General features: G+C 63.7%; 11 protein-coding genes. 7 read left to right on the top strand and 4 right to left on the bottom strand.

The features are described from left to right. Positions 1-479: 479 nt before the first annotated feature. From NUU27_RS15640 to NUU27_RS15630, 3 genes are all read left to right on the top strand, one after another. Positions 480-2,657, top strand: a complete 2,178-nt coding sequence (locus NUU27_RS15640) for a pyruvate kinase (protein WP_257763064.1) — start codon at positions 480-482, stop codon at positions 2,655-2,657. 15 nt (positions 2,658-2,672) lie between these two features. Next, positions 2,673-3,236, top strand: a complete 564-nt coding sequence (locus NUU27_RS15635; protein ID WP_257763063.1) for an adenylyl-sulfate kinase — start codon at positions 2,673-2,675, stop codon at positions 3,234-3,236. An 87-nt stretch (positions 3,237-3,323) separates the two neighbouring features. Next, entirely contained in the window at positions 3,324-4,640 is a 1,317-nt protein-coding gene (locus NUU27_RS15630; protein WP_257763062.1) for a cation:proton antiporter, read from the top strand. A gap of 15 nt (positions 4,641-4,655) precedes the next feature. Here NUU27_RS15630 and NUU27_RS15625 read toward each other — a convergent pair whose 3' ends face one another. Together NUU27_RS15625 and NUU27_RS15620 are read right to left on the bottom strand one after the other, a co-directional pair. Beyond that, entirely contained in the window at positions 4,656-6,155 is a 1,500-nt protein-coding gene (locus tag NUU27_RS15625; RefSeq protein WP_257763060.1) for a lipopolysaccharide biosynthesis protein, read from the bottom strand. A gap of 244 nt (positions 6,156-6,399) precedes the next feature. Then, positions 6,400-7,278, bottom strand: coding sequence for a sulfotransferase (locus NUU27_RS15620; protein ID WP_257763059.1), 879 nt, complete (start codon positions 7,276-7,278; stop codon positions 6,400-6,402). A 294-nt stretch (positions 7,279-7,572) separates the two neighbouring features. Here NUU27_RS15620 and NUU27_RS15615 point away from each other — a divergent pair, with 294 nt between their 5' ends. Beyond that, entirely contained in the window at positions 7,573-8,001 is a 429-nt protein-coding gene (locus NUU27_RS15615) for a hypothetical protein (protein WP_257763058.1), read from the top strand. Positions 8,002-8,136: 135 nt separating this feature from the next. Here the strand turns inward: NUU27_RS15615 and NUU27_RS15610 are convergent, their stop codons facing one another. After that, positions 8,137-8,538, bottom strand: a complete 402-nt coding sequence (locus NUU27_RS15610; protein ID WP_257763057.1) for a hypothetical protein — start codon at positions 8,536-8,538, stop codon at positions 8,137-8,139. A gap of 381 nt (positions 8,539-8,919) precedes the next feature. Continuing rightward, positions 8,920-9,786 carry a MurR/RpiR family transcriptional regulator gene (locus tag NUU27_RS15605; protein ID WP_257763056.1) on the bottom strand — a complete coding sequence of 289 codons (867 nt, stop codon included), beginning with the start codon at positions 9,784-9,786 and terminating at the stop codon, positions 8,920-8,922. Between the two features lie 126 nt (positions 9,787-9,912). Here NUU27_RS15605 and NUU27_RS15600 point away from each other — a divergent pair, with 126 nt between their 5' ends. The 3 genes from NUU27_RS15600 to NUU27_RS15590 are packed head-to-tail and all read left to right on the top strand — an operon-like array spanning position 9,913 to position 13,083. Beyond that, on the top strand, positions 9,913-10,974 hold the full coding sequence (locus tag NUU27_RS15600; protein WP_257763055.1) for a spermidine/putrescine ABC transporter substrate-binding protein: 1,062 nt from the start codon (positions 9,913-9,915) through the stop codon (positions 10,972-10,974). Positions 10,975-11,002: 28 nt separating this feature from the next. After that, complete coding sequence (locus NUU27_RS15595) at positions 11,003-12,160, top strand: ABC transporter ATP-binding protein (RefSeq protein WP_257763054.1); 1,158 nt, start codon at positions 11,003-11,005, stop codon at positions 12,158-12,160. After that, the gene (locus tag NUU27_RS15590) at positions 12,157-13,083 is read left to right on the top strand and encodes an ABC transporter permease (protein ID WP_257763053.1); all 927 of its coding nucleotides are present in this window, start codon (positions 12,157-12,159) and stop codon (positions 13,081-13,083) included. The genes NUU27_RS15595 and NUU27_RS15590 overlap by 4 nt, the downstream gene beginning before the upstream one ends. The last annotated feature ends 1 nt before the right edge of the window (position 13,084 follow it).

The following is a 13,084-nucleotide window of genomic DNA, read 5'->3' as shown; positions in this document are numbered from 1 at the left end:
CTCCAGGTCGCTGCTCGTCATCTTCACCGAGCCGCTGGGTCCCTCCTCGATGTCGTCGGCACCCGAAACAATCTGTGTCTCGAAGATCATGAGATTACTCTCGGCAAGGATTGCGATGACCAATACGGCATGCCTCCCCCATGGTGCAGGCACACCAACAAAAATCGATTATGAAGGACCGCGCCCGGGCAATGCCATTCCGAATCCGGGCTAACCGCACCCTTTTTGCCACCCACTTTTGTGGTAGCTCTCTCGCCGGCGCTATCCAATTGTCGAGCTTTCCGGCGACACGTTGCTGCGCCTAGGATTATCGACACGACGGACCGAGAAGGGTCGTCCAGATGCGCACCGGCGCCATCGTGGGACGTGGGTGGGGCGATGTCCCGGGCGCCGACTGCGCACCTGTCACAGGCGCGACCACCTGTCATTTCCACCCGGGCATCCAGCCGCACCGAACCCAAAACAAGATGGTGGGAATCATGACGATCAAGAAGGTGGAGCTCTTGTGCACTCTCGGTCCGGCCTCCCTGAACGACAGGGTGATCCATTGCCTCGAGCGCGCCGGCACCTCGTTGCTGCGCCTCAACCTCTCCCATACCAGGCTCGAAGACCTGGAGAAGATTATCGCATTCATCCAGCAGCGAACGCCCGTTCCCATCTGCCTCGACACGGAGGGTGCGCAAGTGCGCACCGGGCCGCTGGCGGACGGAAGGATTTCGGTGCGGGAGAACCGCTTTCTCACCGTGCGCGCGCGGCCGGCCTCCGGTGATCCGTCGAGCTTCAGCTTCTACCCGCCCTATATCGTAAGCGGCCTGCGGGTGAGCGATTTCATCAGCATCGACTTCAACGCCGTATTCGCTCAGGTCGTCGAGAAAGGCGAGGACGAGGCGACGCTGCGCATCCTCACCGGCGGAGAGATTGGCCAGAACAAGGCCGTCACCGTGCAAAGGGCCCTCGATATGCCGCCGATGACGGAGAAGGATATTGCAGCCATCGCCATCGGCCGCCGGGCGGGCATCCGCCATTTCGCGCTCTCGTTCGCCCATCGCGCCGCCGATGTCGACGCCATCCGAAGCGAGGCCGGCGACGGCGCATTCATCATTTCCAAGATCGAATGCCTGAGCGGGCTCGGCAATCTCGCGGCCATCGCAGGAAAATCCGATGCGATCCTGATCGACCGCGGAGACCTGTCACGCGAGGTCCCCATCGAACAGATCCCGGCACTGCAAAAGATGATCATTCGCAAAGCGCGCGGCCATGGTGCGAAAACCTATGTTGCCACGAACCTGCTCGAATCGATGACCGCCGCGCCAGCGCCGACACGGGCCGAGGTCAACGACATCTACAACACGCTGGTCGACGGCGCCGACGGGTTGGTGCTCGCCGCCGAGACCGCAATCGGCCGGTATCCCGAAAGCTGCGCCAGGATGGTAGTCCGGGTTGTCGAGCAGTTCCGGCGAAACCGCAACGGTGCACAGGCGATCCGTGTGCGACCATCGTCGCCGTTGCCGGAAGTCGAGCCGCATGGTGGCCGCCTTGTCCGGCGGACGATGGAAGCGATGGAGGAGGCCGAGGTTGCCGACCTGCCCGCGATTGCGGTCGGCGACGAGGAACTGACCGACGTGGAACAGATCGCCCGAGGGACCTTTTCGCCGTTGCAAGGTTTCATGGACAGGGAAACGCTCGAAAGCGTCCTGCAACACAACCGCCTCCCCTGCGGCCTCGCCTGGACGATGCCGGTGGTGCTCCCCGTCGCCGGCGATGCGGCTCGGCGCCTCGGCAAGGGCGACCGCGTTCTGCTCACCAACGGGCAAGGATCGCTCCATTCCGTTATCGACGTCTCGGAGACCTTCACCTTCGACGCCGCGGAGCTTTCGCGCTTGTGGTTCGGAACGGAGTCGCCCAGACATGCCGGTGTCGCACGGATCTCCTCGCGCGGGGACCATTTCATTGCCGGCGACGTGACGCTCATCCACCCTCTGCCCTCGCCCCACCGGCGCTACGACCTGACGCCGGCCCAATTGCGCACGGTCTTCGCCCAGAAGGGCTGGACGACCGTGGTGGCCTTTCACAGCCGCAACCTGGTGCATCGGGCCCATGAGGCGATACAGATCCGGGCGCTGGAGCGCAGCTATGCCGACGGACTGCTGATCAATCCGGTGGTCGGCATCGCCCGCCGCGGCGACTTCCTGCCGCGCCTGGTGCTCGATGGCTATCAGGCGATGCTGGATTACGGCGTCTATCCGGCCGGCAAGGTGGTGCTGTCGAGCTTCATCACCTATCCGCGCTTCGCCGGGCCGCGCGAGGCGGTCTTCACAGCACTGTGCCGGAAGAACATGGGCTGCAGCCATTTCATCGTCGGGCGCGATCATTCCGGCGTCGGAAACTTCTACGATGCCGATGCCAGCCGTGCCCTATTCGAGGAGTTGGGCGATATCGGCATCGAACCCATCTTCTTCGAGGCGGTCGGCTACGACGCGCAGTCGGAGCGCTATGTGGAGATCAGGTCCTGCGACACGGCACGGCCGATAAGCGGCACCGAGATCAGACGCGCACTGATGGCCGGCGAGTCCCTGCCGAACTGGATGATGCGCTCAGAGGTGCAGGATCTCGTGCGTGCCGAACGCATGATGAAACATCCCCTGTTCCAGGAATAGGATGAGGCGATGGCCATGTCAGCAACAATGCCGCAAGACGCAACACTTGAGGTGCGGCCGGATTCGGCGGCGGGCACGGTGCTCTGGTTGCTGGGGCCGACATCGGCCGGCAAGACCACGATCGCCGCGCGCGTCGTCGCCGAGCTTCGACAGCGCGGCATTCCCGCGATCCACTTCGACGGCGACGAGGTACGCGACTTCTTCGGCGCAGACCTTGATTTCAGTGCCGCCAACAGGCTGCGTGTCGTATCCACGCTCGCTCATCTGGCCGACAAGGCGGCCGAGGCCGGCCTGCATGTGGTGGTTTCGGCCCTGACAGCCGGCGCGGATGCGCGCGCGCTTGTGCGCAGCCATGTGCGGAACCTGTCGGTCGGCTTCGTCTGCTGCTCCATCCAGACCTGTGCGCGAAGGGACCCCAAGGGTCTCTATCGAAAGGCCATGAATGGGGAGATCGACACGCTCGTGGGCTACAATTCGGAATACCGACCGCCGGAAGATCCCGATTTCGTCCTCGACACCGAAACGCATACGCTGGACGAACTCGCAGCACGGATCGTTGCCCGCTATGCCGTCCGCTGAACGAAGCGTCGCGAGCGTTCCGGGCGGCGTGCGCACCACTCCCTTCCTGCACATCCGGGAGGGAAACCTATTGCTGGCGGGCACCTCATGAACGACGCGGAGCTGGCACGCTTTTTCCTGTCGCTGGTGCTCCTGCTCTTCGCCGCGCTCGGCGGTGGATTTGTGTTCGAACGGCTCAGGCTGCCGCGCGTGATCGGCGAGATTTCCGGCGGCATTGTCCTCGGCCCCTCAATTCTCGGCGTGATCTCGCGCGATGCGCATGATTGGCTTTTCATCGGTTTTGCCGCGCAGGAGGCTCTCCTGGCCGCCTTCTACTGGTTCGGCCTCGTGCTTTTGATGTTCACCGCCGGCTTCAAGATGCAGGCGGAGGGGTCGGCAGCATCCGGCCGCACCGTATTGGCATTGGTGCTGGGCGCACTGATCGTCCCGTTTGCCTTCGGCTACGCCGGCGCACCGTTCTTCGAACAGACGCGGGCAGGCGACGAGTTTGCCTTCAAACTGGTGATGGGCATCGCCGTGGCGGTCACGTCGATCCCCGTGGTCTCGCGCATCTTCCTCGATCTTGACCTGATGAACACGCCCTTTGCGCGCAATGTCGTCAGCGCCGCGACCATACAGGATCTCGTGCTGTGGACCGTGCTTGCCATAGCCACCGCTGTCCAATATGGCGACGCAGCCGACACGGCGGCGATCACACGTGTGGTCGCCGTCACGGTGGCCTTCGTGCTGACGGCGCTCCTCTTCATCCCCACACTTCTGCGCACGATCCGCAGAAACGTCATCGGAAAGGTCAGTGAAGCCTCGCTGACCGGCTACAGCATGCTTCTGTGCCTGGTCTTCGTCGCCGCTGCGAGCCTGCTCAGCGTCAATATCGTCTTCGCTGCCCTTCTGGCAGGACTTGTGATGACACGCTTTTCCTCACGGCAACTGGTGGCGGTGAAGCAGCATATAGCGGATATCGCGATCTGGTTCTTCGTGCCGATCTATTTCGCTCTGGTAGGGCTGCGGCTCGACCTGGTGCATCAGTTTGACGCCGGGCTGACGCTGTTCTTCATCGCGGCGAGCACGGCGACGAAGCTCGCCACCTGCACGCTGGCCGCCCGTGCCGGCGGCATGGGATGGGCGCGTGCCCTCGACTACGGCATGGCGATGAACACGCGCGGCGGGCCGGGAATCGTCCTGGCGAGCGTGGCGCTGGCCGCCGGCATCATTGACGAGCGCATGTTCACCGCGCTCGTGCTTGCCTCGATCGTCACCTCGCTGATGACCGGTCTCTGGCTTCGCCAGCGGCTTGCACGCAATCCAGCCGCCTTCGACAGCGACAAGACAGCCCGTCCGCCGGACGGAGATCGCGCCCTGGACCGCGGTCACAGGCCCGTTCCGCCCCGGCGCCAGTCAGCCTGAGTTGCGCCTGATCGCTTATCCGGCCGAGCCACGCCGAAGCCAGGCGGGCGCCAGGGAGACGAGCAGGCCGAGGACCGACCGCCCGTCCCTGCCGAGAAAGACGGCAGGCAGCAGCCAGCAGACCACAAGGGAGATGACAAGGGCGAAAACCACCACGTCGAGAAGCAGAAGCAGAGGAGACACCTCCCTTCCACGAAGCCAGTCGGCCATCGTCCACACGCCGGCCCCGACCACGGCGGCAAGCGCGAGGCCCGGCAAATGAGCCGCGGCGAATTCAGGCCAGCGCACACCGGTCACACGCAAGCTCAATTGCGCCATGAGCAGGAAGTTGAAGGCAACCGCCGCGACCACACCGAAGGCCACGCCCGCAACACCCCAGCGCGAGCCCACAAGCGCGCCGAGGGCGACTGCCAGGGCGAAGGCGGCCTGGCGCCACGCCCGGGCATAGACGACGCCGGTGGCGCGCGTGACCGAGTCGCTGAGCTTGTAGCTGGTGCGAAACAGCATCCCCAGAGCGAGGATCTGCAGCGGCGCGGCAACGCCGGCCCATCGAGGTCCGAGCACCACCAGCACCAGTTCCGGAGCGATCACGGCGAGTGTGAGGCCGGCGGGGAGGACGAGCAGCGCGCAGGCGGCCACACCGCTGCGATAGGCGCGGGCGAGGCGCGCGGGCTCTTCCTGCACGCGCGCCATGGTGGGGAAGAGCACGCGATCGAGTATCTGCCCGATGATGACCGCCGGCGCGGTCATGACCTGTGAGGCCAGCGCATACACCCCAAGCGCATCGGCGCCGAGCCACCGGCCGACGACGAGCCGATCGACCTGGGTGGCGAGATAATTGCAGATCCTAGCAAGGGTGAAGCCTCCACCGAAATAAAGGAGATCGGCCGCCGCGCGCAACTCCAGCATCGGCCGCTTGGGATGCGGCTGACCGAGGAGAAGCACCGCCATACGCAAAAGGTGCTGGGTCGCCAATGCCCCGACGAGCGCCCACACACCGTAGCCGAGCAGGGCCAGTGCCGGCCCGACGACGATGAAGCCGGCAGCGAATGCGCAAGCGTCCAGAGTGGCAAGCCAGCGGAAGCGCAAAGCGCGCTGCGCCGAGGCCAACGCCACCGTCGAGAAGCCCTGACACAAGAGGATGATGCACGCCACCCGAACCACTGGAACGAGGTCGGCAAGGCGCAGGTACGCGGCGATGACGGGCGCCGAGACCCAGACTGCAGCAGATACGGCGAGGCTGAGAAGCATCGACAACGTGAAGCCGACGCGAAGATGACGGACCTCGAGAACCGGCCTTTGCACGATTGCCGGCGTCACACCCAGATTCTCAAAGATCGCCGAGAACTTTATGACCACGAGGGCCGCGGCATAAAGGCCGAATTCCGCAGGCGAGAGCAGCCGCGCGAGGACGAGCAGCGCGACCAGTTCGGCCACGGCAAGGGCACCCATGGAAAGGCCCGTCCAGAGAATGCCCACAATGCTGCGTCTTGCCAGCCCGCCCTGCCCTTTCACGGCCGGCATCTCTGTGAAAGCAAATCGCGCTCGTACACCATATCGTCCTTGCCCTTGAAGTGGATGTGGCCGTCGCGGCGAAACGGAACCGGCCCGAACGCCCTAAAATATCGCGCCCTGGAGAAGGCCGCAGCATGACATCTGGGGCGACCGGACTAATCCATTAGAAGTAGTGACCGGCAGTTCGATGCACCGGCGGCTGAACAGTACATGTCCTTGCCCGTGGATGCGGCCATGTCGGGCCTTATTGAAGGATTGCCGGCACTTCGTAGCCATAGAGCGCCATCTCCTCGGAGACTTCCGGCAGCACCGCCCGCAATGCGGCCTTGTCGAGGCGCAGCCACTTCTGTTGACGACCGGGGTCGACCATCCTCTTGGCCGCGCGCAGAATGCCGTCGTCGCAGGCCAGTCCGCAGTGATCGTAGATGCGCAGCAGGACCGCTTCGGTGTCCTCCATCAGGTCCTCGTAGCGAATGGTCAGGACGCTGCCGGCACCGAGCCTTGCCAGATCCCGGCGCGCCTTGCGGTTGCCGAACGCCCATTGGCGTGCCGCGATCTGCAGCTTGTCACAGTGCTCCAGATCCTGGTCGATCCCCTCGTAGCGGGGTCCGTAGCTCGGCACATACGCAGTCCGGCGCACCTTCCTGACGATCATGTTGGCGAGAAATTCGCGCGCGTAATACGGAAGCTGCATGGTCGGCGCGTCCGACAAGCTCCTCACAAGGCCCTTCCAGGTTTTGGACTTCCTCCATTTGAGCTCGATCGAGCTGATGCAGGAAAACGGATTCCTGACGATGAACATGTAAGTCGCTTCGGGAAATATCCGATGGACAAACGGCACGCGCAGAACGTTTGATGGAGTGTTCTCCATGATCCTGCGATTGCCGCCCTGCATCTGGAAACTGAGAAAACGGCGGCGGATATAGCGGGCCACCGCTTCCGTGGCATCGCTTTCGTCAAACTCGTCGTGGCGCCGCGCCGGGTCGGCATAGCGCCAGAGCGTTCTCGGCTCGTACCAGGTGACGATATCGGGATGGAGCCCGATCAGCTTTTGCGTGATGGTCGTTCCCGACCGGTAGTTGCCGATCAGAAATATGGGCGGCTTTAGTCTACCGGTCGTCATCACCCCGTCTCCAGGTCGCAGCTCAGCATGCGCCATGGCTTCCGCTCGGTCGGACCGCAATGGCTTGATCGCCAATCGGCGAGCCGCGCATGCTCCATGATTTCAAGAGACGCCCGGCCGGTAAATCCATCCCTTGGAAGTTCGGGCGCACGACGACGCGTACCTCTTTCGTCGAGGAGTCCACCAGATTGATGATCCTGCGCGGCCCGTGCGCCCCGTCGGCGCCGGGGCAGCCGAACTGCGCCCTTGAAGCGGCGCGCCGCCTGCGATTTGATGGCTGTCGGGTATCGTGACATGAAGCGTGCGAGCGGGTGGAACATGGATTCTTATTTTGAGTTCGGCGCCGAGAACCTCTCGAGGCTGTTTGGCGGTTCCGGAGCGGCGCTGGTGGCGCTGACGGTCGTCCCCACAGCGGCCTTCCTGCTGCATGGAAGGTTCGAGCGCGTCACCTCGCTTCTCGCTCTGGGCGTGGCGGGCCTGTTGCTGGCACGAGGGACGGAAACGACGATCGTAGCAGTATTCCTGCTGGCGACCGGCATCCTGCTCCTGCTTCGCAACCTTCTCCTGCTGCGTCGGAAACTTGACTCCATCAAGAACGAGCTCGCCGCGCTTGCAGGGTCGATCAATAGCCTTGAGATCGCCGAGGAGAGACGAAAGATGGCCATCTCTCGACAACCCCTGCCACAACCCTCCAAAGCAAAGTCGCATACCGGGCGGCAGTGAGCGCTGCCACGTCTGCCGATAGCATGTTGCAGTCAGGTGGAATCGCTGATGTCCACACAAACGCGCAACACAACGAGACGGAGCGCCGTGCTTCCTCGCACGCACGGCGCTCCGGCAGGGCAATCTCGGGCGGGATCAGGCTGAACGAGCCAAGTCGGGCGAATGTTCGGATTTTTGCCGACCGGATTCATTGCGATCCGGGCGCGGGTAGCCGCCGTCGAAAGCGGCAATTGTTTCCTTCAGCGCGGTGATGAAGCGACGCTGGCGGTCGAGCCGAGCGAGGCGATCGGCACAGCGGATCAGCACGCCGGTCAGTTCCTCAACCTTTGGCGACAGGTCTGCGCGCCCTTCGGTCTCGACCGCCTGCTGTGAAAAGGCTGCGGAAGCGGCCACGCTGTCATAGCACGCGCGAAGATCGTCGATTTCGCCCTCGATTTCAGCGTGAAGACGGCCGACGGTCTTCTCCAACCTTTGAAAGCGGGATGCGTCAAGCTGGGCATCACACTGCGTAGTGCGTATGCGACGCGGAAACAGCATCGTCTCCATCCTCCCCGGTATTCGTGGCGGCAACGGCCGCGCCGAAGCGGGCCTGGGAGCGCTCGTGCTTCACAAATATCCGCCACTCCGGACAGTCACCTCTCACCATCCCACTGTCAGGCATTTATACTTCCCAACCGCGGCCCAGTAACTACGGAATCAGATTTAGTTCGAATTCGGTAAGTCGCTGAATTTGATCCTGTTCTCCTCCGGTTGGAGATGATCCTCGCTATCCACCCTTGCGATCGTGGAGCACCCGAATGGCTCGTGCCGTTCCCGTATCAGCGGCGAGCACAGCCGCCGCGGGTGCGGAGATCAGGGTCATGGGAAATCCGCCCTTCAGAATCGCCATTCGCGCGGACGAGAGAGAAAGGGCGCGTTTCAAAATAGCCGCAGCCGCTTGGCATGGGCCTTCCACTGCAGAAGCCGTTCGCGCGACTCCTCCGGATGGGCGGCGGCTGCGGCATCGACGAGCAGGCTGAGCGCTAGCGAAATGCCGACGGTCGATTCGAGAAACAAGCCCGTCCGCGACGGTGCGTAGATCACCGCGTCGGCGATGCCGCGGCTCCAGTGGCAATATTCATCCGAGACGACGATGCAGGCGCGATCCTCCTCCTTTGCCAACCGCGCCATGTCGATCGCCTCCCGGGCATAGGGCACGACATCCACGAGCACGAGGCAGGTGTCCGTGGCAGGACGATTTTCGATCCGCGCCCATTCGGCAAGCATCCCGTCATGCGGCGAAAGATACGCCACGTTTCCGCGCGCGAGCGACAGGCGGCGGACGAAATCCTCCGCCATTCCCCTGACCGACTGGAAGCCCGTGACGAAGATCTGCTCGCTCCCGGCCAGGAGGGCGCCGGCGCGCTGCCAATCGGTGCCGGTCGTCTGCTGGAAAATCGCCGTAACGACGCCGAGTTCGGCCTCCATCACCTGCTCGAGCGCCGCATGCACCCCCTGCCGTGCTTCCGGCGCGGGTGTGGCCACGGAATATTGCTGGCGCAGCAGTGCCTTCAACTCCTTCATGCCGTTGCAGCCGAGCCGGCGCAGCAGCCGCCCGACCGTGACCTCGCTCACCCCGACCTTGGCCGCCAGAGATTTGCCGGTTTCGAGCCCGAGCGTGTTCAGGTTGAGCAGGATGAATTGCGCGAGCTTGGCCTCCTGACGCGGCAAGGCGGGAACGGCTTCCTCCATCGCTTCCACGAATTCCTCGAAATTGAGCTGCGGGTATGAGGCAAAGCCCGGCATCAACGGCCTCCTGAGCACAACATGAAAGAAAAATAACGTTTGACAGAAATGTTATCATTACAGCACCCTGATGGCCATGCCGGCAGGATCCCCTTCCGGCGAAAACATAAAGAGGGGAAGCCAACCATGACAAAATCCGGGAAATCCATCCTGCGAACGGCGGCGCCCGCCGCAATCGCCCTTGCCCTTGCCGCTGCCGTCAGCGCGCCTGCCGCCGCCGAGGGGCGCCTCAACCTCTACAATTGGGGCGACTACATCAATCCGGAGGTCCTGCAGCGCTTCAGCGAGGAGTTCGACGTCGAGGTGACGCTCGACACCTACGGCACCAACGAGGAGATGCTGGCCAAGATCCAGGCCGGGGCCACGGGATACGACATCGTGTTCCCCTCGGTGTGGATGCATGATGTCATGTTCAATCTCGGCCTGCTGGCCAAGACCGGCATCGGCAGCCATCCCGATTTCAAGAACATCGATCCGAACTTCATCCGCGCCAAGACGGACCCGCAGGCCGTATACTGCCTTCCCTATGCTTGGGGCAGCGTCGGCATCGTCTACAACAAGAAGGTGGTGGATGCCCCGATCGAGGGCTGGGCGGACCTGTTCGCCGCCGCCGAGAGCGGCAAGAAGATCATCCTGCTGGACGATCCTCGCGAGACGATCGGCATCGGCCATATCATGAACGGCACCTCGGTGAATTCGGTCGACGAGGAGGAGGCGGTGAAGGCCACCGACTATATCGTCGAGCGGATCGGCGACATTTCCGCCTTCACCTATGACAGCATCCCCCTGGTCCAGTCCGGCGATGTCGCCGCCGCCCACTGGTATGTCGGCGCCAATATCTTCGTCAGCCAGATGCCGGACGTTCTGGAGTATGTGATCCCGAAGGAAGGCGCGACGATCTATCAGGAAGACATGTGCGTGCTGGAGAGCGCGCCGAACAAGGACAATGCGATCAAGTTCCTTGAATTCTATCTGAGGCCCGAGATCGCCGCCTTGAACGTTGCCCAGCAGATGAACGGTACGCCCAACATCCCGGCGCTGGAGCTTATTCCCGAGGAGATCGCCAACAACGAGACCATGTATCCGCCGAAGGAGGTCATGGAGCGTCTGCAGATCTTCCACGACCTGGGCGAGGACATCCGCCTCTACGCCCGCGAATGGAGACGGCTGAAGACGGCGGCGCAGTAAGACCATGAAGATGGAGGCGACGAGCCCGATGGCAGCCGCTCAAGCGCGGGACGCGGCCGAGAATGGCCCGGCCCGGCCCGTGCTGGAGATCAGGCATGCCATGAAGCGCTTTGCGACGCCGGAGGGGCAGGAAGTCGTCGCTCTGGACGATGTATCCATCAGCGTTGCGCCAAATGAATTCCTGACCCTGCTGGGGCCGTCCGGCTGCGGCAAGACCACGCTTCTCAGGGTGGTCAGCGGCTTCGAGGATCTCGACGCGGGCGATATCTTCATAGACCGGCAGGACATCGCCGGCCGGCCGGCCTATCGCCGCCCGGTCAACACGGTCTTCCAGACCTATGCGCTGTTTCCGCACCTGTCCGTGGCGAGGAATGTCGCCTACAGCCTGGAAATCGCCAAGGTGGAACAGGCGGAGACCCGCCGCCGGGTGAGCGAAATGCTGGAGCTGGTCGGCCTGGCGGGCTTCGGCGAACGGCGGATCAACCAGCTCTCCGGCGGCCAGCAGCAGCGTGTCGCTCTGGCGCGCGCCCTGGTGGCGCGGCCCAAGATACTGCTGCTCGACGAGCCGCTTTCAGCGCTGGACAAGAGCCTGCGCGGGAAGATGCAGCAGGAACTGAAGGCCCTGCAGCACGAGCTCGGCATTTCCTTCGTCTTCGTCACCCACGACCAGGAGGAAGCGCTCACCATGTCGGACCGGGTGGCGGTGCTGGGTCAGGGCAAGCTCCAGCAGATCGGCCCCCCGCACGAGCTCTACCGGACGCCGAGCAACGTCTTCGTGGCGCGCTTCGTGGGCGAGAGCAACCTCTTCGCGGCGACGGTCAGCGAGGTCGGTCCGGCCCATTGTCATTTCCGCCTGGCCGACGGGCAGGAAGTGCGGCTGCCGCGGCGGGACGGGCAGACCTTCAGTGCAGGCGACAAGGTGCAGCTCCTGGCCCGTCCGGAGGATGCGCGGCCGAGCCCGCCGGACAACGGGACGGGCCTGCGCTTCTCGGGGCCGGTCCGGGAGGTGTTCTTCGTCGGCACTCACTATAAGCTTGTGATCGGCACAAGCGAGGCCGATGAACCGCTCAAGGCATCGCTGCCGGCCGGAGAGGACCTCGGCGCCGGCCCGGCTCCGGGCCAGATGATCGAACTCTGGTTCCCCGCCTCCAGGCTGCACCCGCTGGCCGGGGAGGTCGGCTCATGATCGGCCGTGGTACGGCCAAAGGGCGGCGTGCGGCCGCGCTCGTCGGCTTGCTCGGGGCCCCGACCCTGTTCCTCGGCATCTTCTTCCTGGGCCCGCTTGCCATCATGTTCACCTACAGCTGGCTGGAGCCCGGGCTCTACGGCGGCGTGGTGTGGAACTTCTACCATTTGAACTACGGCCGGATCTTCGGCTGGGCGAACACGCGCTACGAGCAGTTCGACCCCGCCTATCTGCAGATCTTCGCCCGCTCGGTATGGCTCGCGCTGTGCACCGTCGGCTTGAGCCTCGCCATCTGCTATCCGGCCGCCTTCTGGATCAGCCGGCAACCGGAGCGGCGCAAGAACTTCTTCATCTTCCTCATCACGCTGCCCTTTTTCGTCAGCCTCATCGTACGGCTGTTCGCCTGGGTTCTGCTCCTGCGCCCCACGGGCTTCATCAACCAGGCATTGATGGCCCTCGGCATCATCGACCAGCCGCTGGAGATGATCTTCACCGGCTTCGCGGTGGTGGTGGGCATGGTCTACATCTTCATCCCGTTCATGTTCCTGCCGCTCTATGCGAGCGTCGAGAAGCTGGACATGGCGATGGTCGAAGCCTCCTTCGACCTCGGCGCGGGCCGCTGGCAGACCTTCCGCCGCGTGATCTTGCCCATGACCCTGCCCGGCATCGTCGGCGGCTCCATCATCGTCTTCATACCAAGCCTGGGGAACTTCATCGTGCCGTCGCTCCTGGGCGGCGCCAAGGTGCTGATGATCGGCAATCTGATCGAGCAACAGTTCCTCTCCGCGCGCAACTGGCCCTTCGGCGCCGCCCTCAGCATGGTGGTGATGGCCACCATTCTCGTCTCGCTGCTGCTCTATGTGCGTCAGATGACGCGCGAGGAACGGGTGACGGCGACGCCGCTCAATCGGCAGGAGGCCTGAG

Origin of the sequence: Nitratireductor sp. ZSWI3 (assembly GCF_024655565.1) — a bacterium.
In the GTDB taxonomy this organism is placed as follows: domain Bacteria; phylum Pseudomonadota; class Alphaproteobacteria; order Rhizobiales; family Rhizobiaceae; genus Nitratireductor.
The sequence above is the reverse complement of the archived record's forward strand: the minus strand, read 5'-3'. Positions and strand labels throughout refer to the sequence as shown.